The sequence below is a fragment of the Gordonia aichiensis NBRC 108223 genome, from assembly GCF_000332975.1.
Lineage (GTDB): Bacteria > Actinomycetota > Actinomycetes > Mycobacteriales > Mycobacteriaceae > Gordonia > Gordonia aichiensis.
The window spans coordinates 82,220-103,919 of record NZ_BANR01000007.1; the positions used below are offsets into that span (position 1 = coordinate 82,220).

Sequence of the window (21,700 nt, forward strand, 5' to 3'; positions counted from 1 at the left end):
CATGACCGATAACCCGCAGGCAGTCACACCCCGACCCGCTTCGTCACCCAACGCGGTCGTCGTGGTGGGCTCTGCCGGTGGCGTCGGAACATCGGTGATCTCCGCGCTCCTCGCGGAGTACCGTGCTGCGACGACGGTCGGCGCAGCGTCGTGGTGGGTTGACGCATCAGGTAACGACTGCGACATCGAACTTCGCCTACAGGGTCGCGGCGATCCTGCTTTGCTGCGAACCGAACTCGGCACCGGGCTCCATCTCGCGCCCGAGGGTGTGCCACTGGTCGACACCGTCGAAGACGTGTGGCGTAACGGTGCGTCACCAATTGTCGACGCGGGTGCGCGACTGCTCACCTCGTTGGCCGACCTCACCGACGAGGTCTTCACCACGAACATGGTCACTCCCGTCATCGTGCTCGGACCCCGGCCCGATCTGCTCAACCGTGCGCGCCCTTTTCTCAGCGAGTGGCGGAAGGCGGGCGTACTCGAGCGCGCCGTGATAGTCCTCAACAACCCTCTCCCTATCCCCGATCAGGGATCGCTGGGAAAACTGGTGACCGACACCGTGGGAGGGAGCGTCGCCGCAGTCATCGGATTCGACTACGAGCCGGTGCTCGGCACTGGGCTGGCGCTGGGTCGTCCGGCCCAGGAGAAGTTCCTCCCGGCAACCTGGGTGTCCATTCGTTCGCTTGCGGAGGCGGTCCAGGCACCTCCTGGCCCGTAGTCAGGGCACCCGCTCGATTCTGCTCTGGTCTTACGGACCGCTAAACTGCTTCGGTGCCCCGTCTGCTCGCCGATACTGCGCCCCTGCGCAACATCTACTTTCGGCGTCTGTGGGTGGCCAACATCGTCACCGTCATCGGTGCACAGCTGACGATTGTCGCGGTCCCCGCCCAGATCTACGCCATCACAGGGAGTTCCGCGTACGTCGGACTCACCGGAGTCTTCGGGCTGGTACCGCTCGTCATCTTCGGTCTCTGGGGCGGTGCGCTTGCCGACGTCCTGGATCGTCGAATCCTGTTGATCTGCACGACGATCGGACTGATCGCCTGTAGTGCTGCGTTCTGGGCGCAGTCGGCCCTCAGTGTCGGAAATGTCTGGATAATCCTGTCGCTCTTCGCCATTCAGCAGGCCTTCTTCGCGGTGAACCAACCCACCCGAACGGCGGTCCTGCCCAGGCTCCTGTCCGACGCTGAACTTCCCGCGGCTCTGTCGTTGAACATGACGGTTATGCAGGCGGGCGCGATTGCCGGCCCTCTCGTCGGCGGTGCCTTGATACCGGTACTCGGCTACCCGCTCCTATATCTCTTGGACACCATCTTTCTGGTTCCGACGCTCGCGGCTGTTGTCATGTTGCCCGCGCTGCGACCACTCAGTGGCGACGCTCCCAAGGTCCCCGGACTGCGTTCGGTGGTCGACGGTCTGCGGTATCTGGGGGCGCACAAGATCCTCATGGTGTCGTTCGTGGTCGATCTCATCGCCATGATCTTCGGCATGCCCCGAGCCTTGTTCCCGCAGATGGCGCACGAGAACTTCGGCGGGCCCATCGACGGCGGATGGGCCTTTGCGCTGTTGTTCGCATCGATCCCGGCCGGTGCCGTGATCGGCGGCGTTTTCTCGGGGTGGGTGAGCCGTGTCCAACGTCAGGGCTTGGCTGTCATTGTGTGCGTGATCATTTGGGGTGTCGCGATCGCCGGTGCGGGTATTGCGGTGGGATTTGCTCATGGTCGCGCGATGCCGTGGCTTCCGGTCGCCCTGGTGTTTCTGATGATCGGTGGTGCGGCCGACATGGCGTCGGCGGCGTTTCGCCAGTCGATCCTTTTGGCGGCGGCCAACGACGACGTGCGCGGTCGTCTGCAGGGCGTGTTCATCGTCGTCGTCGCGGGAGGCCCACGGATCGCCGACGTCGTACATGGCGCGGTGGCTGTCTCGATCGGCGTCTCACTCACCACGACCGGTGGTGGCGTCCTCGTGGTGATCGGTACAGTCCTTGCCGCACTCGCTGTTCCGGCATTCGTCAGGTATCGCATCGCGCGTAGCGTCACCGAGCAGGCTGCGGGGCAGGAGTAGACGCGATATCAGCGACGGCGCGCTGATCAGCGCACCCGGGGTTTCGGTGTCAAGATGGAGGCCATGACTGCCACCGTCGAGGAATCCCGGAGCGGCTTTCGGGTTCCGCTCATCGACATCACGCCCTACATCACAGGTGGGACCGCAGCCGAACGGGCTGCGGTCGCCGCGCAGATCGATGATGCGGCCAGTTCGGTCGGGTTCATGCAGATCGTCGGTCACGAGATCCCCTCCGCGGTGATCGATGAGTTCACAGAGGTCCTCGACGACTTCTTCGCCCTTTCGCTCGACGAGAAGAAGGCGTATCGGACGCCGCCCGAGATCAACCGTGGCTACGCCCCGCCGAAATCGGAGTCTCTGTCGTTGTCACTCGGCGTCGAATCGGCGAATCGGATGAACGACTTCTTCGAGGCGTACAACGTCGGCGTCGAAGCCAAGGAGTATCCGGAACTCGATCTTCCCGACGACCAATACGCCGACAACACGTGGCCTCAGGTTGACCACTTCCAGGCGGCCGTATCGACCTACTTCGCCGAGGCGCGCAGGGTTGCACACACGCTGACCAGGATCTTCGCCGACGCGCTCGACCTTCCGCCCGACTTCTTCGACGGCTACACCGATCACTCACTCGACGTACTCCGGATGAACAACTACGCGCTCCCGCCTGGTGAGGTGGAGATCGATGGTGAGTTGACGGGCATGGGGGAGCACACCGACTATGGCATCGTGACCGTGCTCTGGGCTGACCAGGTTCGCGGATTGCAGGTCCTCGACAGCGCCGGACAGTGGCACGACGTCGCACCTGAACAGGGGGCGTTGCTGATCAATCTCGGTGATCTCATGGCGCGCTGGACAAATGAGCGCTGGATGTCGACGCTGCACCGTGTGAAACCGCCGATCGTCGACGGCACAATCGAACGACGACGCTCAGCCGCGTACTTCCACGACGGCAACATCGACGCGACGATCTCCACGCTGCCGTCGTGTGTCGGCGCCGGTAGCCGATATTCACCGATCACCGTCGGCGAGCACATCGGGGCCAAGCTTGCGGGATCGCGTGCAGGACAGGCGAATCCGTACGCCAAACGCGAAGCTGCCCGAGTCCAGCGCGCAATGCAGCGGGGACTCGGGCAGCAGTGAGCTGGTGGCCGCGACTCACAACAATTGGTGAGGTTGCGGGTCTACATGCAGTGGGTGGACACGAGCTATGGGGAGGCTCAGGGAACGATCACCCAGCCGCTAAATCCGTACCCTTGGGCAACACGGACCGGGTTATTGAGGGCGTACGGTGTCACGAGAGGCTGGACAAGGCCCGAGCCCGTACGGAGCTCGGCTGACACCGTCTCGCCTGGCTTGCGTCCGAACTTTGCGCGAACGAACTTCTCCTGTGGGACCAGAGAGGCGCCGTTGGTGAAACCGAGTAGCGTTCCGCAGTGCGGATTTCGCGCCCAGCCCGCACCTTGACCAGTGAACCCATGCGATGTGACTGTCATTTTCAGAACACCCCGCCTGGGTGAGGTGAGAGTGACGTGTACTGCTCCGCGGCAGAAATCATGGTCTCCGAAAAAGCCGAAATCATCGCCGGTGCCCGAATAGTGCGGCAGCGGCTTGGCTTGCGGCGCCGCATCCGCGGCGCCTCCGCCGAGTCCGATGCCCAACGCGGCGGAGGCTGCGACGGCCAATCCGGCCACGAGACGGCTACTCTTCCGGAACTTGAACCCCGCAACGGGCATGTGTTCACCAATCCTTGGCTGGAGGCGTCGTCGACGCTTTGAAAGTTGTGACATATGGCGCGAACAAGTTAGCACGCCGTAGTGGATTGCTGGTGTGTGCTCGTCCGGATCTCGTGCAGGGGCGGCCCGCGTGTTAGGAAGTACACGCACAGCGAACCATTCCCGTGCCTCGGCAGCAGAACCGTAACGAATGGCGTCGCCTCGCGCCTCTGGCTGATATAACAGCCAAGAGTGCACGTGCGTCGGGGTGAGTTGGCGGCCGGTGGTCGCCGATCCGGATCGTCGGTCGGCGCGCAGCCTCTGGGGCGGGAGATCAGGACGATACGGCGACGCCACCACGTCCGGACGCTGACGCGAGATTGCGCAGGAGAACCCATGAACGCACCGTCGGAGACCACACCCACCACCATGCAGGCCGCTGTCGTCCACGAGTTCGGCACACCGCTGTGCGTCGACTCGATCGACGTCCCGAGTCCGACCGGTTATGAGGCGCTGGTCCGCGTCGACTACACCGGTGTCTGCCATACCGATTTGCATGCGGCCCATGGTGATTGGCCGGTGAAGCCTGAACCTCCGTTCGTTCCGGGACACGAGGGCGTCGGTACCGTGGTGGCCGTCGGCGACGACGTGACGCGGATCAAGATCGGCGACGTGGTCGGCAACGCGTGGCTGTGGAGCGCGTGCGGCGAGTGCGAATGGTGCGAGACCGGCTGGGAGACACTGTGTCCGTTCCAGAAGAACGGCGGGTATTCAGTCGACGGTTCGTTCGGTCGCTACATGCTGGTCGACTCCCGCTACTGCCCGATCATTCCCGAGGGCGCCGACCTGGCCGCCGTCGGACCCATTCTCTGCGCAGGCGTCACGGTCTACAAGGGCCTGAAATGCACCGACACGAAACCCGGTGAGTGGGTGCTGATCTCCGGGATCGGCGGACTCGGACACATCGCCGTCCAGTACGCGATCGCAATGGGTCGTCGGGTCGCAGCTGTCGACGTCGACGACGAAAAACTCGAACTGGCCCGACATCACGGCGCCGAGATCACCGTGAACGCCGCATCCGCCGCCGACCCTGCAGCCGAATTGCAGGAGGCAACGGGCGGAGGGGTGCATGGCGCATTGGTGACCGCGGTCAACGGACATGCGTTTCCGCAGGCGGTGGGATCGCTACGGCGCGGCGGGACCGTGGTTCTGGTCGGCCTGCCACCCGATCAGTTCCCCCTCGACATCTTCAGCACGGTGCTCCTGGGACTCACCGTGCGCGGATCGATCGTCGGTACCCGCAAGGACATGAGCGAGGCCCTCGACTTCTACGCCCGGGGGAAGATCACGCCGACGTACTCGGTCCGCAAGCTCGACGACATCAACGACGTGTTCGACGAAATGGAGCACGGGAAGATCGAGGGCCGCGTGGTGATGAACATGGCCGAAAGTGGCGCCTAGCACAGCCCACCGAGTTCGCTCTCCCGGCCGACGCCGACGGCCCCACCGTCGAGTCGCTGTTGGGGGTGCTCATCACGATGCGCAACGCCGTCGACCACCTCATGGCGGTGCACGTGTCGGCAGCCGAAAGGCTGGGTGTCGCGAAAGTGCAGGGTCGCACGACGGTCGAGCTGCTCACGCACATGGGACTTGCGCCTGGCACCGCGCAGCGGGTTCGACGCATCGCCGGGGCACTCGATTCGGTCGGCACGGTGTCTGGCTATGCCGCCGACGGCGCAATGTCGGGCGAGCATGTCGACGCCATCGTGCGCGGTCTCGACCACATCGAGAAGCGCAGCGCCGAACCGGTGGATGATGCTGCCCGGCGTGCTTTCGCCTCCGATCTGGCAGGACAGTGTTTCTCCGGTCTGAAACCCGCTGAGATTTTCGAGCGTGCACGCACCCTCGGTAACCAGATCGCAGTCGACACCGACGGCCTCCCGGCGGCCGAGGACGGCTCCATCAATGCGCTGCCACTCGACCGCGATGAAGGCCGCGTTCGCATCCGTGGCGATCTGGACGCAGTGACCGGCGAGCGGTTGATCACCGCGATCGACGCGTTGTCGGAGCCGCGACCTCAACCCGACGGAAGTCCAGGTCCTCGCTCGCCGGAACGGATACGGGCCGATGCGCTCGAGGTACTGATCATATTGGCCGGGCATGGCGAGGGGCTCGGCAGCGGCCCGGCGGCTTCCGGGGGCGGCACGGTCACGGAGATCATGCCGTTGACGGTGCCGCCCGTGCAGATCACGCTCGCCATTCCTGCTGCGACACCGGAGCTTTCCGCCCTGCGGTTCCTCGGCGCAGTCACGGAGTCGACGGCACGCCGACTGTCGTGTGACGCGAGCGTGTCGGTGATGATCGTCGACGGAGAGGAGGTCCCGCTCGCGGTCGGAAAAGAGCGTCGGCTCTTCACTCGGGCGCAGCGTCGGGCACTGAACCACCGCGACAAGGGATGTGTGAAATGCAATGCGCCGGCGTCGTGGGCGCATGCGCACCACATCGTGCACTGGGCTGACGGTGGCGACACCGACGTCGGCAACGGAGCGCTGTTATGCCCACGATGCCACGACGACGTGCACCACCGCGGGTGGGAGATCTATCTCGGTAGCGACAAGCACCCGTGGCTTGTCCCGTCTGTCGCTGTCGATCCGAGGCGCACGCCGGTGCCGTCGTATCACCGGCGGACACTGACGCTCGGTGAACTGCCGGCGGCCGCGTGAGTGCCCGAAGCTGCCTCGTCGGGCCAGGGCCCCTCGACCCCGCCCGACGAGGCGTACCCGCCCGCGGCGCTCAGTCGGCGGGGGTCACCCGCCCTGGGTACGTTGCGGTCCTCGCGGCGTGGACGGGGCAGTAGTGCATGGACTTCCCACGTTCGGATTCCGGGGGCAGGTTGCGTGCAGGCGTTTCGACCAGCGGGGCGTCGACCGGGACGCGACCATTGACCCTGTCCCACGCGTCCCGTCCGCGCGGATGCCGCCAGATTCGTTTGGGCATCAACCGATGAAAGACGAGGTTGTAGCCCTTGCCGAGGATGCGGAACAGCTTCTCGTCGCGATCGCTCCAGGGGAGTCCCATCATCTCGCGGATCGCCTCGTCGTAGAAGCCGGTGGTGAGCCAGATGAAGTTGCGTGCCACCACAGGCGCAATCACCGTGCGCCAGAGGCGGTCGGGCACAAAGGACAGGGCCGGCGGGGCAGGTAGCGTCGAGATGTCGAGGACGGTCCGAACCGACTCGTGATCACGTAAGACGTTGCGACACATGTTGTCCCAGTATTCAAGGAAGTCTTCGTACGTCTCGGGCACCGGGCGCATGCTCACTCCGTACATGGCGTACCAGTTCTTGGATTCCTCGAATAGCTGGCGCTTCTGGTCTTCGGAGAGCCAGGGCCCGAACCGTTCGCACAGTCGTACGTTTCCGTACCAGAACGTCGCATGTGCCCAGTAGAAGACGTCAGGGTCGAGCGCGTGGTATCGGGATCCGTCCGGCATCGTGCCCTTGATCTGACGATGGTAATCGCGGACCTCTTTGCCGGTCTCGAAGCCGAAGTACTCGTCATAGACGACGCCGCCGATGGGGTACAGCGACCGCATCAACCGCTGCCATCGTTCGCCGAAGAAGTCGGAGTGGTCCCACACGGCCTGGCCGAGTTTGGGATGCATGTTCTGCATCGACCCCGCCCACAATCCCTGGATCATTCCGGTCCACGTTCCCCACACCTGCCAGGTCAGGGAGTCGGGCCCGAGGGGCGGATACTCCTGTTGCTGGGGCTGTGTTCGTGCTGTGGCATCGCCGTCGTCTGCAGGCTGGGCAGAAGTGCGTGCGGTGTCGACGTCGACCTGGCCAGCGGTGGCGCGAGGAGCGGAGGGACTGTCTGTGACGTGCGTCATGAGACTAAACCCTAGGTTCGTCTCACCAGGCGTGTCAATGACACCTCTGGGTCGTCAGGCGCTTCGGAAGCGAACCCGGCTGCCTGCGACGAGCTGAGTGGCCGACGACTGTGCAGGTGCCGACAGCACGGCAACGACGGGATACCCGCCGGTCACGGGGTGGTCCGCGAGAAAGATCACCGGTTCTCCTGCCGGTGGCACCTGGACTGAACCGTGGGCGACACCTTCGGAAAGGAGTTCGGGAAGGTCCTCGCGATGTCGGAGTGTCGGCGCGACCTCGTCGGCGGGGCGTCGAAGCCGTACGCCTACCCGATTGCTCGCCGGGGTCACCTCCCACACCCCGGCACACAGGTCGTCGGGAGCGCTGAGGCGAGTGGCGCGGGGTCCCGGATACGTGTCGAGTTCGATGACGGAGCGTCGGCGATTGTCGGTGGGCGCCACCAGTGTGGCGGGCCACGACCCGAACTCGTTGTCCAGGTCGAGCACATCGCCTGGCGACAGCGGGTCGGGTCCTATCCCCGACAGTGTGTCCGTGGAGCACGAACCCAATGTCGGATCAGCGGCGATTCCACCTCGCAGCGCGACGTAGTTGCGGCATCCCTGTAGTGGGGTGCCCAGCGCGACATTCGATCCCGCGTCCGCCACCACGGCGACATTCACACCTACTGCGACACCGTTGACGGTGACGTCGGTGAGGGCGCCCGTGATGGCGATCAGAGTGTCTGCGTCGCAACGGAAAACGAGGCCGCCGAGTGTCGACTCGATCGTCGGTGCGCCCTCGGTGTTACCGACGAGTCTGTTGGCGAGTGTCATCGCCGAACGGTCTGCGGCACCCGACCGCGGAACACCGAGATGCTGGTAACCCGGACGGCCGAGATCCTGGATTGTCGACAACGGGCCCGGTGCCACGATCGTGACGGCTGTCATCGGCGCTCCTCGGTGTCGTCGGTGTCGTCGGTGTGCGAAGACCCGTCCACCTCCGCGTCGGTGAAGTGCACAACGGTCCCGGGTGCGAGAAGTGCCGGAGGATCCGCGGAGTCATTCCAGAGCTCGACGTCGGTGTGTCCCAACAGGTTCCATCCTCCGGGACTGTCGCGGGGATAGATCGCACTGTAGCCGGCCGCGATCGCGACCGACCCTGTCGGCACCCGTGTCCTGGCATGGGGGCGTCGCGCAACGGACAGCAGGGGACTGGCGGTGTCGTCGGCGGGCACGAGATAACCGAAACCCGGCGCGAATCCCATGAATTCGACGCGCCAGCGCATCCCGCGGTGTGCTGCGATCACGTCGTCGACGCTCAGGCCGAGTGCTGTGGCGACGTCGTCGAGGTCTTCGCCGTCGTAATGCACCGCTATTTCGACATGGCGTGCGGCGCCGTCGTCGAGGATTGGTCGACCTGCTGTTGCTCGTAGGATGCGATGGATTCCGAGTACGTCGACGCCACCACCGGCACTGCCCTGCACCAGAATTGACGTCGCACTCGGAACCAGGTCCTCGGTGCCGGCCAGAAGTCCGTCGCTCACGGCGCCGCGCAGCGTGACGGTCGCCACGAGCGCGGTATGAGCGGGGTCGGCCTCGTCGGTGAAATCGAGAAGCACCGCATCGGGGCCCGCGGGTAACTCCTGCATAGCGATCGAATCTACCGCCGTCGACGAGCTGCGGATGGCAGACTGGGCGCGTGACACGCATGGGATCGGCCCGATGAGAGAGATCGTCGTCTGTGGTGAGGCACTTGTCGACGTCGTCTCGACGACCGCTCCCGGAGCGGATCCCTCACGTCTTCCGCCGCTGCAGCCAGCACTGGGCGGCGGACCCTTCAACGTTGCGATCACCCTCGGCAGGCTCGGCAGCGCTGTCTCCTTCTGCTCTGCGGTCTCCACCGACACCTACGGTGACGCGATCATGGCCGCTCTTGCCGCAGGCGGAGTCGGCACGACCCTGGTCCAACGTCGTGCCGAACCGACGTCGCTCGCACTGGCGACGATCGGCTCCGACGGGGCCGCACACTATTCGTTCTACGTCGAGGGCACCGCTGACCGGCTGGTGTCCGAACCCGGCGACTTCGCGTCGACGGTTTCCGCCGTCTGCTTCGGAACGCTGTCGATGGTCCTCGAACCGGGGGCGAGTGTGTACGAGCGGGTGATGCGCAGAGCTCACGACGCCGGACGACTCATCGCGCTGGATCCCAATATCCGTTCGGCCGTCATCGACGATCCTGACTTCTACCGCAGGCGGTTCCTCGACTGGATACCCATGATCGATGTCCTCAAACTGTCCGACGAGGACGTCGACTGGCTCGGCGCAGGCGCAGACGGGTCATCGGTCGACGACTGGCTGCACGAGGGTGCCGGGGTCGTCGTGATCACACACGGTGGTGACGGAATCTCGGTGCGCACAAGTGAATTCAGCATACTGGCCCAAGCTCCTGTGACCGATGTGGTCGACACGATCGGAGCCGGTGACAGTGTCCTCGGCGGTCTGCTCCACTTCTTCGACGACTCGGGAGCCCTGACCGCATCGGCTATTCGCTCACAGGACGCCGACTTTTGGACCCGTGCCGCCGAGTACGCCGCACGGGTGGCTGCGGTGACGGTGTCGCGTCCCGGTGCCGACCCGCCGTGGTCGAGCGAGTTAACCCGACCCTGACTTGATGCGCCTGTGCGCAGCCGGAAAGTCGCACCGACACCTCGCCACTCGTCTGCAAACGGTGGAACTCGCCCGCAGGTGGTGGACCATTTCGTCTGAATCTCAAAGCGGCCGGATCGGCCTGAAGTCGGGCGTTGAACTCACGCTTTCGCCTCGGCATCGGACCCTCCGTGGGCGCGCCTGTCGATAACCGACTACGTTTAGTAACGGAGAGTCCGACTCACAGTGCGTCACATGTACCTGTGGGTCTCATACCTGAGTAAAGGGGTTTTGGAGTGTCCGCTGAAACAGCTCCCGCCGACTCGGCACCGGATACCGCCTCGTCGACGTTCATCTACCCCGGTGGGCAGCTCGAGCTTCCCATTCTCAAGGCCACCGCGGGCAGTGATTCGGTTGCGTTGGGCAAGTTCCTCGCAGAAACGGATCTCACGACGTTCGACGGCGGCTTTGTCAACACCGCAGCCTGCAAGTCCGCGATCACCTACATCGACGGAGAAGCGGGAATCCTGCGCTACCGGGGTATCCCGATCGACCAGTTGGCGGAGAAGTCGACCTTCATCGAGGTCAGCTACCTGCTCATCTACGGCGAACTGCCGACACCGAGCCAGCTCGAGGAGTTCAACAACAAGATCCAGCGGCACACCCTGCTGCACGAGGATCTCAAGCGCTTCTTCGACGGCTTCCCGCGTAACGCGCATCCCATGCCCGTGCTGTCGAGCGCGGTCAATGCACTGAGCGCGTATTACCAGGACTCGCTCGATCCCAAGGATCCCGAGCAGGTCGAGCTGTCGACGATTCGTCTGCTGGCCAAGCTGCCGACGATCGCCGCATACGCATACAAGAAGTCGGCGGGGCAGCCCTTCCTGTACCCCGACAATTCGCTGTCATTGGTGGAGAACTTCCTGCGCATGACCTTCGGCTTCCCCGCGGAGCCCTACGTGGTCAACCCGGAGGTCGCCAAGGCCCTCGACATGCTGTTCATCCTGCACGCCGATCACGAGCAGAACTGCTCGACGTCGACGGTGCGCCTGGTCGGTTCGTCGCAGGCCAACCTGTTCACCTCGATCTCGGGTGGCATCAACGCACTGTGGGGACCGCTGCACGGCGGTGCCAACCAGGCCGTGCTCGAGATGCTCGAAGACATCAAGGCTTCCGGCGGCGACACCAAGGCGTTCATGACCAAGGTCAAGAACAAGGAAGACGGTGTGAAGCTCATGGGCTTCGGACACCGCGTCTACAAGAACTACGACCCGCGTGCCGCGATCGTGAAGAAGACTGCCGACACGATCCTCGAATCGCTCGGAGTCCAGGACGATCTGCTCGATATCGCCAAGGGACTCGAAGAAGTCGCCCTCAACGACGACTACTTCATCTCGCGCAAGCTCTACCCGAACGTCGACTTCTACACCGGCGTCATCTACCGGGCGATGGGCTTCCCGACCCGCATGTTCACGGTGCTCTTCGCACTCGGACGTCTGCCGGGCTGGATCGCTCACTGGCGTGAGATGAACACCGATCCCGCAACCAAGATCGGCCGCCCGCGTCAGCTCTACACCGGGTATCCCGAGCGCGACTACATCACGATGGGCGACCGCTGAGCTCGTCGCATCGACTTGACCGCCCGACGACTCAAAGGAGAGTCCCGTGACCAGCACCGAGAAGCCTGAAGTCGAGTTCCAGGAGGGCCCTGCGCCCACTGAGCTCGAGATCGCCGACATCATCGTCGGCGATGGCGAGGAGGCCAAGCCGAGCGACGTCGTCGACGTGCATTACGTGGGTGTCGACTTCGAGTCGGGTGAAGAGTTCGATTCGTCCTGGGACCGCGGCCAGTCGGCCAACTTCCCGCTCGATCGGCTCATCCCGGGCTGGCAGCAGGGCATTCCCGGGATGAAGGTCGGCGGCCGGCGTCGGCTGACCGTCCCGCCCGGATTGGCCTACGGCCCCGAGGGAGCCGGACACAGGCTGTCCGGCCGGACCCTGGTCTTCGTCATCGACCTTCTGGGTGTGGGTTAGATCGCCTCTCAACGCGACAATGCCGGTGCATCGGATTCCGATGCACCGGCGTTGTGCTGGTTGAGGCGAGATCTCCGCCTCAACGACCTGCCAGCACTCGGCGAGGCGATCGGTGACAACAAGCGCCAGGTGCTCGTGTGTTTCGTGCTCGACCCTCGCCTCGAAAAGTCATCGGGCGAACGACGTCTCGCTTTCCTCTACGATTCGCTGCGCGAGCTCGATGCCAAGCTCGACGGCAACCTCCTCGTCGTACGTGGACGGCCAGACGAGGAGATCCCGCGACTGGCCGCCGCTGTCGGTGCAGGCTCTGTGCACGTCAGCGAGGATTTCTCTCCGTTCGGTCGACGCCGCGACGCTGCAGTCACCGAGGCCTTGTCCGACGACGTCGAATGGCAACCCGTCGGCTCGCCCTATCTCGTCTCGCCCGGCAGGGTGACCAAGACCGACGGCACACCGTACAAGGTGTTCACACCGTTCTTCCGCGCCTGGGGCGACCACGGTTGGCGGTCGCCCGCGACAACGGGAGCGCCGTCGAATCTGCTGAATCCCAGCGACATTCGCCCGTCGGGCCGCATCAGGATTCCGGCCGCTCCCGTCCGCCTCGATCTTCCGGCGGGGGAAGACGCGGCACTCGAGCGCTGGCGTGCGTTCATCGACGACGACCTCTCGGGATACGACTCCGACCGCGACCGCCCCGACCTCGACGCGTCGAGCAGGATGTCGGCGTACCTGAAGTTCGGCAACATCCACCCGCGCACGATGGCCGACGATCTGGGCAAGTCGAAGTCGGCGCAGGCGTATCTGCGTGAGCTCGCATTCCGTGATTTCTACGCCGACGTGCTCTATCACTGGCCGAAGAGCTTGTGGCACAACTGGAATGATCAGTTCGACGACATCTCGCTCGACACCGGCAAAGCCGCCGAGAAGCGTTTCGATGCCTGGCGAGAGGGTCGAACCGGATTTCCGCTCGTCGACGCCGGGATGCGTCAACTGAGCGAAACCGGATTCATGCACAACCGGGTGCGCATGATCGCGGCGTCGTTTCTCGTCAAAGATCTTCACCTCCCGTGGTGGTGGGGTGCACGGCATTTCCTCGACCAGCTCACCGACGGCGACATGGCATCGAACCAGCACGGGTGGCAGTGGGCGGCAGGCACGGGAACCGATGCGGCACCGTACTTTCGAGTGTTCAACCCGGAAACTCAGGCCAAGAAGTTCGATCCGGACGGTGACTACATCCGACGCTGGATTCCCGAGTTCGGCACCGACGACTACCCGGACCCCATTGTCGATCACAAGGCCGAACGCGAAGAGGCACTCCGGCGTTTCGGCGAGATCTGAGACGTTGACACCTTCGGCGGCGCAAGGCGATCCCCGCTGACCAGCGAACCGGCGTTCTTCACACGTGCCAGTAGTGGAAGCATCTCGTATCCGGTGATGCCGTCGAGTGATCCGAGTACGTCGGTGACGAATTGGTACAGTCCGTCGGTATCCCGCACCATCACGCTCGCAGACAGGTTGGCCTGCCCCGTGACAGCGACCGCGAACGGAACATCGGGATGTGCTGCCAACGCTTCGCCCACGGCAGCCAGATGTCGGGGTTGGACCGTCAGCCAGATCGCGATGGCATCTCGCCCCATCGCTGCGGTGGCGAGGTCGACGTCGAAGTAGGCGATCCCCGAGAAGACGAGTTGTTCGACGCGTCGGGTCACCTTTCCGGGCGTCGACCCGACTGCTCGTGCGAGGTCGGTGTACGACGTTCGGCCGTCACGGCTCAGGACATCGATGATCGCGCGATCGGTGCGATCGATGGTCGTCGACGACGTCCCGTCCTCGGGTCCTCGTCGAATCCTTGTCGCGGCAAGCGCAGTGGCTTCCGGACGGGTCAGTGCATCGTGCCAGCCCTCCCAATCCGTGGGTGCGCCACCGACATACGTGTGCAACACGACCGCGGGCCGCACATCGAGGACAGGTGCTGCCTTGGGGAGGGTGCGGGTCAGCAGTTCCATACCTTCGTAGGGTTCTGCCGCGCGCAGATTGAAGACAATCTCCCAGCCTGCCTCGTAGATCGAGACCCACGACACGTCGTCGCGCGCTGCGAGCGCCGTGGCGATCGCGTCGGCTCCCTCTGGTCGGCACCGCACCCGCACGAGCCACGTCGAGTTGCCTGTCGCGCGCGGATCGGTCGCCATGGTGACCCGCAGGAGTCCGTCGCGGCGTAGTCGCCGATAGCGACGGGCGATTGTCTGCTCCGCCACTCCGAGGACATCGGCGATCTCACGAAACGACGCTCGCGGAGACAGTTGTATCGCGCGAGCGATTCTCGTGTCCAGGCTGTCCAGAATGGAGGATTCCGGCGAAGCTGTGGCTCCCATATCCATGATCCTACGGAATCAGGGTGTCCCGGCGACTTACTGCCGAGTCGAGATCACACTTGGGTCACGCCGCTCGACGTGCGCTGACGCACGGATTTCGGGCTAACTTCTCGAAAGGGACTCACCTCATGGAACGTAAATGGTGGACGCTTGTCGTCGTCTGCGCGGCGACCTTCATGCTGCTGCTCGACGTTACGATCGTCGTCGTCGCTCTTCCTGACATCAAGACAGCACTCGGTGCGAGCTTCAGCCAGTTGCAGTGGGTCACCGATGCCTACGCACTCGCGCTGGCGTCGTTGCTGCTGACGTCCGGGTCGATCGCCGACAAGTTCGGTAGACGGCGGATCTTCTCGATCGGACTGGTGATCTTCACACTCGGTTCGCTACTCTGCGGTGTCGCTCAGGACCCGGTCATGCTGATCGTCTCCCGCGCTCTGCAGGGCATCGGCGGCGCCGCGCTGTTCTCGACGTCGCTCGCACTGCTCGCGTCGACCTTCCACGGTCGGGAACGCGGCGTCGCGTTCGGTGCGTGGGGAGCGGTCACGGGCGTGTCGACCGCTCTCGGACCCATCCTCGGCGGTGTACTGACCACCGGGGTCAGTTGGCGCGCAATCTTTCTGGTCAACCTGCCCATCGGTATCGTCGCGCTGCTCATCACCTGGAAGATGGTCGACGAGTCGCGATCGCCCCACGCGCGACGGATCGACTGGCCGGGTGTCATCTCGTTCACTGCGGGCCTGGTCGCCCTGGTGTACGGCTTCACCGAAGCCGGACAGCGGTCGTGGAGCGACGGTGTCGTGGTCGGTTCGTTCATCGCCGCCGCGGTATTGCTGGTGGTGTTCGTCGTCATCGAGGTGCGGGCCGACGAGCCCATGTTCGACCTGTCTCTCTTACGCATTCCGACCTTCACCGGTGGACTGATCGCCGCGTTCGCGATGAACGGCTCATTGTTCGCGATGCTGCTGTACGTGGTGCTCTACCTGCAGGACGGTCTGCAGTACTCGGCCTTGCAGACGGGTCTGCGTCTGCTCGTGATGTCGGGTTGCACCATGGTCAGTGCGACGCTCGCCGGACGTCTCTCGGAGAAGATGCCTGTGCGCTGGCTGATCGGCCCCGGTCTGATCATCGTCGGCGTCGGCCTGTTCGTGATGGCCGGACTCGACAAGGATTCGTCGTGGACGCATCTGATTCCAGGTCTGATCGTCGCGGGCATCGGAAGCGGTCTGGTCAACCCGCCACTGGCCGCAACCGCGGTCGGCGTCGTCGACGTCCATCGCTCCGGCATGGCGTCGGGGATCAACACGACCTTCCGGCAGATCGGCATCGCCGTCGGTATTGCGGTCTACGGCACGGCGTTCAGCTCGCAGCTGAGCTCCTCGATGCGCGAGAACCCCGCCGGCGGCACACGCGCCGCCTACGCCGAAGCCCTCAACACGCTGTTCTGGATCAGCGGCGCGGTCGCACTGCTCGGAGGTGTGGCCGCACTCCTGCTGATCCGCAGCCGTGACTTCGTGCCGCACGGCCCGGCACCGACCCCCGACGCCCGAGGTGACTCGTCGAGCGAGGGCGCGAGTGCCCCGGCCGTCGCGTGAGGTTTCGTGTGGTCGGTGTGTCGTCCGGGCTGCTGGGCGTCTCCGCCGCGTGCGGGTGCAAGTCGGGGAAAGGTGGGTCCGCGCGGCCAAAAGTCGGGGAAGGGTGCACCCCGGCTGCGAAAAGTAGGGGAAACATTCTTTCCGCGCGTTCCTGACTCTTCCCCGTGTTGTTTTGCGGGAAAGAGTCAGATTCTGGGGGAAGGATTCTTTCCGCGGGTTTCGCGCCGGTTCCGCGATGTGTCGACGCTCTTCCGCAGATTTTGAGGCCGACTCCGCGACCTGGCGACGCTCTTCCGCAGACTTTGGCCCGACGCCGCGAGCTGCGACGCTCTTCCGCGGGTTTTGGCACCAGACCTCAGGCCCCGCAGTACTTTTCCCCGACTTCCCGCATCGGCTCCTGCCTCGCAGTACTATTCCTCGCCCCACCTACGCTGGCTCCGCGACCCGCGGCACTCTTCCGCGAGTTTGTTCCTAGGGGAGGAGTCAGCTCTGCCCGAAAAATATAGGGGCGGATCGTTTCCGTGGGTTTCTGGCTCTTCTCCGTGTTGTTTCTCGGGGAAGGGCCAGATTCTCGGGGAAAGGTTCTTTCCGCGGGTTTTCGCAGCCGGTTCCGCGACCTGGCCACGTTCTTCCGCGGGTTTCGGCGCCGCCCGACGACTTGGCGACGCTCTTCCGCGGGTTTCGCAGCCGGTTCCGCGACCTGGCGACACTCTTCCGTGGGTTTCGGCGCCAGGCTCAGAGCTCCGGGCCGCGCCCAGACCTGTCCCGCGCGGAGACCCGCCCCGCGCCGGGAGCAGGTGCGGCCCCGCCGGGAGCAGGTCCGGCCCCGCCGGCCCCGCCCCTACCGCGCCATCGACAGCACCTCGGACCACTTGACGCGGCTGCCGGTGCGCAGGATCGATTGCTGGTAGATGCGCGCAGCAAACCAGGTCGCGGCGGCGCAGGCCAACAGCATCAGGATCAGGGTGATGACGATCTGCATGGCGTTGGTGTCGCCGGTGGCGATACGGATCGGCATCAGCACCGCCGAAAACGGGGGAATCCACGTCAGGACCTCGATGAACGTCGACTGCAATGATTGCACCCCGAAGATGCCCGCGTACATCACCGCCATCGAGAGCACGGTGAGCGGCATGATCGTCGAACCCAGTTCTTCCTGACGCGAGACCAGCGCTCCTGCAGCGGCATACAGAGTTGCGAAGAACAGGTAGCCGAGCAGGAACCACACCAGGACCGCGAGGAACATCCAGACGGCGGTGCCTGCGATTGTCAGCATCCCGGTGGCCAGGCCTGCGATCAGAGCGGTCAGGCCGAGGATCACCACCTGGCCCAGCGCGACCGCACCGATCCCGAGGATCTTGCCCCACATCAGGTGCAGCGGTTTGACCGTCGCGAGTAGGAGTTCGACGATCCGCGACGTCTTCTCCTCGACGACGCCCACGGCTATCATGTTGCCGCCCAACATGATGGCCGTGACAAGCAAAATGGCACCGACAAGCGCGATCACGATGCGCTGAGTCTTGTCGGGCTTGTCGGGGGTTGTCTGAACACTGGTAATGGTCGGGGTCGGCAGCGATGCCGCGTCGACACCACGCGCCGCGAGGCCTTGCGACAATTCGTGCTGCTGGATCGAACCGCGCAATACACCCGACATCGTGTCGGACAGTCCGGTCTTGCTGACGATGTCGTACGACTCGCCGGAACCGCGCACCACGGCCGCATCGAGATCACCGGATTCGACGCCGCTACGCGCCTGCGACAACGCATCCGGGCCGGAATCGATCGATACGACGGTGATCGGCGTGCCACTGGCGTCGCCCAGTTGTGTGATCGTCGTCGACAGTGAGCTGTCGCCCGCGAGGCCCACGCGTTCCGGGTCTGTGCCGCCACCGGAGATCGCTTTCCAGATGATCAATCCGACGACGATCACCAGCATCAGGGCCACAGTGCTCAGAATGAATGACCTTGTCTTGGCGCGCGTAACTATTTCGCGTTGTGCCACAAGGCGAATGGACTGCATGGCGCTCGCACCGTGCACGGCCGTGGCGTGGTTGGGGTCGTGGGAGGTCATGCCGTCACCACCTCTCGGAACAGTTCGGTCAGGTTGGGGGTGGTTCGGGCGAATCGGTGTACCGGGCCGTTGGCCAACGCGCGGTCGAGTACCGTCTGGTCGTCGAGCGCAGCAGGATCGACGCGCAGCCGGGCACCGTTCGGTTGATAGTCGGCCTCCAGCACCCCTGGACAGTCGTCTGCCCAGCGGGTCGTCGACTGCGGACCGTCGACCTCGAGGATCACCCCCGCCCGCGTACGCAGATCGTCAACAGCGCCCAGCGCAAGCATCTTTCCCTTCACGACGATCCCGACGCGATCACACAGCCGCTGCACCAGATCGAGCTGATGTGAGGAGAAGATCACCGGGATGCCCTCGGCTGCTTTTTCTTTCAACACATCACTCATCACATCGACCGCCACCGGGTCGAGTCCGGAGAACGGTTCGTCGAGCACGAGTACGTCCGGATCGTGGACGAGTGCCGCGGCGAGTTGCACACGTTGCTGATTGCCGAGCGAGAGGTCGGCGACATTGTCGTCGTAACGTTCGTCGACGCCGAGTCGCTGGGTCCAGCGTCGTGCACTCTCGCCTGCCTGGTCGGCGCTCATTCCGTGCAGGCGCGCGAGAAAGACGAGTTGTTCACCGACCTTCATCTTCGGATAGAGACCACGCTCCTCGGGCATGTATCCGATCCGACGCCGCGTGGTGAGGTCGATGGGAGCATCGCCGAGCGTCACCCGTCCCGAATCCGGTTCGAGCACACCGAGAATGATGCGCATCGTCGTCGACTTACCTGCCCCGTTGCTGCCGACGAAACCGAAGATCTCGCCGGGGGCGACGGCGAAGGTCATGTCGTCGAGTGCGACGACGTCGCCATAGCGTTTGGACAGTCCGTCAACCGTGAGCGCTCCTGCGTTCATGACGGGTTCCTTCCCTGGTTGGTGTGAAGTTCGGAATCGTGTCGAACGCCCGGATCAATGTGTGAGCCAAGGTCTCCATCGAGACCGACGCCGCTGCCGATTTCGAGGTCCTCCGGGTCGACGTCGGCCATCCACCATGCGGTCAGCATCGATGGAATGAACACCGCGCCGAGAACCAATGCGATGAGCAGCATTCCGGTTCCGTAGACGTACTGGCCGCGCACCTCGTCGAATCCGCCGAGCGTGACGAGGATGATGTACGGGATGAACATCAGCGTGAACAAGGCGAAGTAGGCGATGGAACGTGCCGAATTCCGTTGCGCCAACTGAATTTCATCGAGCGCCGACACCGGGGCGTCGCCGACCGAGCCGGTGACGATCCGCAGTAGTCGCTGACAGGCCAGCGCGCCGAGTATCCCCACGCCCAGCGGGATGATGAACCACTGGCGTGAGAAGAACGCGATGACCGCACCGACCAGCACGAGGAACGCGCAGATGGCCTGCACGACGACGAGGCGCCGATAGACGGTACGTCTGCGCCAGCCCACGAGCTTGTGCGCGTGCCGTTCGATGAACTGACGGTGCCGCTCACCGCGCCATTCGTCGTAGCGTAGCCACAGCGCGGGTTTGGCGTCGTCGGGGATCGCGGAGTTGGGGTCGTGCATGGGTCAGACCTCCGTGGACGAGTGGGGAGTGGACGGATCTGCACTCGATGGTTCGGCGCCGGCCGGACCATGATTGGTCGGGACCGCATCCTCACGCGGTCGTTCTGCGGGTCGGCCGTACAACTCCGCCGACATGGCGCCGAACTCGGTCCGGCTGAACACCGCCTCAACCGGCAGATTGAACACATCGCAGATGCGAAACGCGAGGTCGAGGCTGGGATAGTTGTCGCCGCGCTCGAGCGCACCGACCGACTGGACGTTGATCCCGACCAGCCCGGCCAGGTCGGCGCGAGACATCCTCCGCTCGGCGCGCAGCACACCGATCCGGTTGTAGATGGGGAGCTTTTCTCCCCGCCGCACTGGACTCACACGACATAGTGTTGTGAAAACACAACACTATGTCAAGGCTGGGAGCATCGCACGGACTCAAGTGAGTCGAGAGAATCGCCTGCGGACTACCGGCCGCACCTCTCTACCCGGCCGCACCCCTCTACCCGGCCGCGCACATCAGCCGGCGGCGAGGATGTCGGCGACGTTGCGCGCGGCCTCGCGGCCGGCCCGATTGGCACCGATGGTCGACGCCGATGGCCCATAGCCGATCAATTGGATACGCGGATCGTCGGCCACGGTGGTCGCGAGACGACCGGTCATCACGATCCCGCCGCCCGGTCCCCGCAGATGCAACGGTGAGAGATGGTCGAGTGCGCTGCGAAATCCCGTGTTCCAGAAAATGACGTCGACGTCGAGGTGCTCACCCGCGGACACCTCCGCGCCAGTCGACCCGCCCCCACAGTCCCAGCAGACCCCGGTCTCGGTGATGCGTGTGAACATCGGTCGCCACTCGTCGAGAATGCCGTCGCGCTGCGCGGCTTCGATCGCCGGTGTCAGTGCGAGTCCGGTCACCGACACCACCGACGTCGGCGGAAGACCCGCTCGCACCCGACGTTCCACGCGCGCAACGGCTTCGCGACCCAACTCGGGAGAGAACGGGTGGGGGTCGAAGTGCGGCCTGGTACGTGAACACCAGAACGTCGAACGCCGGGAGCTTGTCGAGCAATCTCGATCAGCAGCCCGACCGCCGAGATCCCGGCGCCCACTACCAGTACGCGTTGACCGGCGAACTCCTCGGGACCCGTGTAGTCGTGGGTGTGTAGTTGCTTGCCGCGAAACGTCTCGGCACCCGGGATGTGCGGGATGAACGGTCGCTCCCATGTTCCCGTCGCGTTGATGAGTGTGCGTGCGGTGATCACCTGTCCGCGCAGGCGACCACCCAGGGTGGCCCGGAACACGTCCCCCTCACGCTCGACGGATCGCACGTCGACCGGGCGACGCACCCGCAGGCCGAACTTCTGCTCATACCGTGCGAAGTACTCGGGAACCACCGTCGACGCGGGAAACTCGTCGCGATCGACGCCGACGGCCTCATTGAGTCCGTAGCCGGGGAGGTCGTGCACGCGGTTGGTGCCCGACAGCGTCAGTGTCGGCCACCGGAACTGCCACGCACCGCCGGGACCGGGCGAGTGATCGAGAAGTTGGTACCGGTTCTCGAGGCCGAACCGCTGCAGGAAGTACGCCGCCGACAACCCCGCTTGTCCGCCGCCGATGACCAGTACGTCGGAGTGTCGATCCGGAACCAGATCGGCGTCGACAACCGTGCCATGCGATGCAGCGCTCACCTCAATGACCGTACTTGGGTCCGGTCGGGGCCTCGGGCTGCCACCACAACCGTGACGTCAACATCCGGCCCAACTCCACCGCGCCGCGCTGGTCGT

Annotated in this window: 19 protein-coding genes and 1 pseudogene; 10 read left to right on the plus strand and 10 right to left on the minus strand. The window is 64.5% G+C overall.

Translation table 11 applies throughout. The features are described 5' to 3' along the window. The first annotated feature begins 1 nt into the window (after window position 1). Genes GOACH_RS10595 through GOACH_RS10605 form a run of 3 tightly spaced genes read left to right on the plus strand, consistent with a single transcriptional unit; the run spans window position 2 to window position 3,204 of the window. Complete coding sequence (locus GOACH_RS10595) at window positions 2-718, plus strand: hypothetical protein (RefSeq protein WP_005174367.1); 717 nt, start codon at window positions 2-4, stop codon at window positions 716-718. Between the two features lie 53 nt (window positions 719-771). After that, a complete protein-coding gene (locus tag GOACH_RS10600; protein WP_005174369.1) occupies window positions 772-2,064 on the plus strand; it encodes an MFS transporter in 1,293 nt (430 codons plus the stop codon). Window positions 2,065-2,118: 54 nt separating this feature from the next. Continuing rightward, window positions 2,119-3,204 carry an isopenicillin N synthase family dioxygenase gene (locus GOACH_RS10605; RefSeq protein ID WP_005174371.1) on the plus strand — a complete coding sequence of 362 codons (1,086 nt, stop codon included), beginning with the start codon at window positions 2,119-2,121 and terminating at the stop codon, window positions 3,202-3,204. A gap of 77 nt (window positions 3,205-3,281) precedes the next feature. On the opposite strand, the gene GOACH_RS23985 is transcribed toward GOACH_RS10605, so the two are convergent. After that, window positions 3,282-3,797, minus strand: coding sequence for a hypothetical protein (locus GOACH_RS23985; RefSeq protein ID WP_052003977.1), 516 nt, complete (start codon window positions 3,795-3,797; stop codon window positions 3,282-3,284). Between the two features lie 375 nt (window positions 3,798-4,172). On the opposite strand from GOACH_RS23985, the gene adhP reads away from it, so the two are divergent. Both adhP and GOACH_RS10620 read left to right on the plus strand, forming a co-directional pair. Next, window positions 4,173-5,237, plus strand: coding sequence for an alcohol dehydrogenase AdhP (gene adhP / locus GOACH_RS10615; RefSeq protein ID WP_005174375.1), 1,065 nt, complete (start codon window positions 4,173-4,175; stop codon window positions 5,235-5,237). Between the two features lie 77 nt (window positions 5,238-5,314). Further along, entirely contained in the window at window positions 5,315-6,499 is a 1,185-nt protein-coding gene (locus GOACH_RS10620; protein ID WP_005174377.1) for an HNH endonuclease signature motif containing protein, read from the plus strand. A 70-nt stretch (window positions 6,500-6,569) separates the two neighbouring features. Here the strand turns inward: GOACH_RS10620 and GOACH_RS10625 are convergent, their stop codons facing one another. Genes GOACH_RS10625 through GOACH_RS10635 form a run of 3 tightly spaced genes read right to left on the minus strand, consistent with a single transcriptional unit; the run spans window position 6,570 to window position 9,295 of the window. Next, window positions 6,570-7,667 carry an oxygenase MpaB family protein gene (locus GOACH_RS10625; RefSeq protein WP_005174379.1) on the minus strand — a complete coding sequence of 366 codons (1,098 nt, stop codon included), beginning with the start codon at window positions 7,665-7,667 and terminating at the stop codon, window positions 6,570-6,572. A 54-nt stretch (window positions 7,668-7,721) separates the two neighbouring features. Beyond that, window positions 7,722-8,594 (minus strand): 5-oxoprolinase subunit C family protein, encoded by an 873-nt coding sequence (locus tag GOACH_RS10630; RefSeq protein ID WP_005174381.1) that lies wholly within the window; start codon window positions 8,592-8,594, stop codon window positions 7,722-7,724. Continuing rightward, window positions 8,591-9,295, minus strand: coding sequence for a 5-oxoprolinase subunit B family protein (locus tag GOACH_RS10635; RefSeq protein ID WP_005174383.1), 705 nt, complete (start codon window positions 9,293-9,295; stop codon window positions 8,591-8,593). The genes GOACH_RS10630 and GOACH_RS10635 overlap by 4 nt, the downstream gene beginning before the upstream one ends. Before the next feature lie 73 nt (window positions 9,296-9,368). Here GOACH_RS10635 and GOACH_RS10640 point away from each other — a divergent pair, with 73 nt between their 5' ends. From GOACH_RS10640 to GOACH_RS10655, 4 genes are all read left to right on the plus strand, one after another. Beyond that, on the plus strand, window positions 9,369-10,313 hold the full coding sequence (locus GOACH_RS10640) for a carbohydrate kinase family protein (RefSeq protein ID WP_040518400.1): 945 nt from the start codon (window positions 9,369-9,371) through the stop codon (window positions 10,311-10,313). A gap of 275 nt (window positions 10,314-10,588) precedes the next feature. After that, window positions 10,589-11,911, plus strand: coding sequence for a citrate synthase (locus GOACH_RS10645; RefSeq protein WP_005174386.1), 1,323 nt, complete (start codon window positions 10,589-10,591; stop codon window positions 11,909-11,911). Between the two features lie 46 nt (window positions 11,912-11,957). Continuing rightward, window positions 11,958-12,326 (plus strand): FKBP-type peptidyl-prolyl cis-trans isomerase, encoded by a 369-nt coding sequence (locus tag GOACH_RS10650; protein WP_005174388.1) that lies wholly within the window; start codon window positions 11,958-11,960, stop codon window positions 12,324-12,326. 60 nt (window positions 12,327-12,386) lie between these two features. Continuing rightward, a complete protein-coding gene (locus tag GOACH_RS10655; RefSeq protein WP_005174390.1) occupies window positions 12,387-13,667 on the plus strand; it encodes a cryptochrome/photolyase family protein in 1,281 nt (426 codons plus the stop codon). On the opposite strand, the gene GOACH_RS10660 is transcribed toward GOACH_RS10655, so the two are convergent. Beyond that, the gene (locus tag GOACH_RS10660) at window positions 13,619-14,701 is read right to left on the minus strand and encodes an Lrp/AsnC family transcriptional regulator (RefSeq protein WP_005174393.1); all 1,083 of its coding nucleotides are present in this window, start codon (window positions 14,699-14,701) and stop codon (window positions 13,619-13,621) included. The genes GOACH_RS10655 and GOACH_RS10660 overlap by 49 nt on opposite strands. 128 nt (window positions 14,702-14,829) lie before the next feature. Here GOACH_RS10660 and GOACH_RS10665 point away from each other — a divergent pair, with 128 nt between their 5' ends. Beyond that, window positions 14,830-16,293: an MFS transporter gene (locus tag GOACH_RS10665; protein WP_005174394.1), complete on the plus strand. Its 1,464-nt coding sequence runs from the start codon at window positions 14,830-14,832 to the stop codon at window positions 16,291-16,293. Window positions 16,294-17,134: 841 nt separating this feature from the next. On the opposite strand, the gene GOACH_RS10670 is transcribed toward GOACH_RS10665, so the two are convergent. From GOACH_RS10670 to GOACH_RS10690, 5 genes and pseudogenes are all read right to left on the minus strand, one after another. After that, window positions 17,135-18,364, minus strand: coding sequence for an ABC transporter permease (locus tag GOACH_RS10670; protein ID WP_005174395.1), 1,230 nt, complete (start codon window positions 18,362-18,364; stop codon window positions 17,135-17,137). Continuing rightward, window positions 18,361-19,263, minus strand: a complete 903-nt coding sequence (locus GOACH_RS10675) for an ABC transporter ATP-binding protein (protein ID WP_005174396.1) — start codon at window positions 19,261-19,263, stop codon at window positions 18,361-18,363. Before GOACH_RS10675 ends, GOACH_RS10670 begins: the two co-directional genes overlap by 4 nt. After that, a complete protein-coding gene (locus GOACH_RS10680) occupies window positions 19,260-19,928 on the minus strand; it encodes a hypothetical protein (protein ID WP_005174397.1) in 669 nt (222 codons plus the stop codon). The genes GOACH_RS10675 and GOACH_RS10680 overlap by 4 nt, the downstream gene beginning before the upstream one ends. Window positions 19,929-19,931: 3 nt before the next feature. Then, complete coding sequence (locus GOACH_RS10685; RefSeq protein WP_040518357.1) at window positions 19,932-20,297, minus strand: helix-turn-helix transcriptional regulator; 366 nt, start codon at window positions 20,295-20,297, stop codon at window positions 19,932-19,934. 138 nt (window positions 20,298-20,435) lie between these two features. Further along, window positions 20,436-21,565 (minus strand): annotated as a pseudogene (locus GOACH_RS10690) (NAD(P)-binding domain-containing protein). Window positions 21,566-21,700 lie beyond the last annotated feature (135 nt).

Bases quoted from the DNA above. Each gene is read 5' to 3' on its own strand.
- GOACH_RS10595 (WP_005174367.1), top strand. From the start codon at position 2: ATGACCGATAACCCGCAGGCAGTCACACCCCGACCCGCTTCGTCACCC.
- GOACH_RS10605 (WP_005174371.1), top strand. From the start codon at position 2,119: ATGGAGGCCATGACTGCCACCGTCGAGGAATCCCGGAGCGGCTTTCGG.
- GOACH_RS23985 (WP_052003977.1), bottom strand. From the start codon at position 3,797: ATGCCCGTTGCGGGGTTCAAGTTCCGGAAGAGTAGCCGTCTCGTGGCC.
- adhP (WP_005174375.1), top strand. From the start codon at position 4,173: ATGAACGCACCGTCGGAGACCACACCCACCACCATGCAGGCCGCTGTC.
- GOACH_RS10620 (WP_005174377.1), top strand. From the start codon at position 5,315: ATGCGCAACGCCGTCGACCACCTCATGGCGGTGCACGTGTCGGCAGCC.
- GOACH_RS10625 (WP_005174379.1), bottom strand. From the start codon at position 7,667: ATGACGCACGTCACAGACAGTCCCTCCGCTCCTCGCGCCACCGCTGGC.
- GOACH_RS10630 (WP_005174381.1), bottom strand. From the start codon at position 8,594: ATGACAGCCGTCACGATCGTGGCACCGGGCCCGTTGTCGACAATCCAG.
- GOACH_RS10635 (WP_005174383.1), bottom strand. From the start codon at position 9,295: ATGCAGGAGTTACCCGCGGGCCCCGATGCGGTGCTTCTCGATTTCACC.
- GOACH_RS10640 (WP_040518400.1), top strand. From the start codon at position 9,369: ATGAGAGAGATCGTCGTCTGTGGTGAGGCACTTGTCGACGTCGTCTCG.
- GOACH_RS10660 (WP_005174393.1), bottom strand. From the start codon at position 14,701: ATGGGAGCCACAGCTTCGCCGGAATCCTCCATTCTGGACAGCCTGGAC.
- GOACH_RS10665 (WP_005174394.1), top strand. From the start codon at position 14,830: ATGGAACGTAAATGGTGGACGCTTGTCGTCGTCTGCGCGGCGACCTTC.
- GOACH_RS10670 (WP_005174395.1), bottom strand. From the start codon at position 18,364: ATGACCTCCCACGACCCCAACCACGCCACGGCCGTGCACGGTGCGAGC.
- GOACH_RS10675 (WP_005174396.1), bottom strand. From the start codon at position 19,263: ATGAACGCAGGAGCGCTCACGGTTGACGGACTGTCCAAACGCTATGGC.
- GOACH_RS10680 (WP_005174397.1), bottom strand. From the start codon at position 19,928: ATGCACGACCCCAACTCCGCGATCCCCGACGACGCCAAACCCGCGCTG.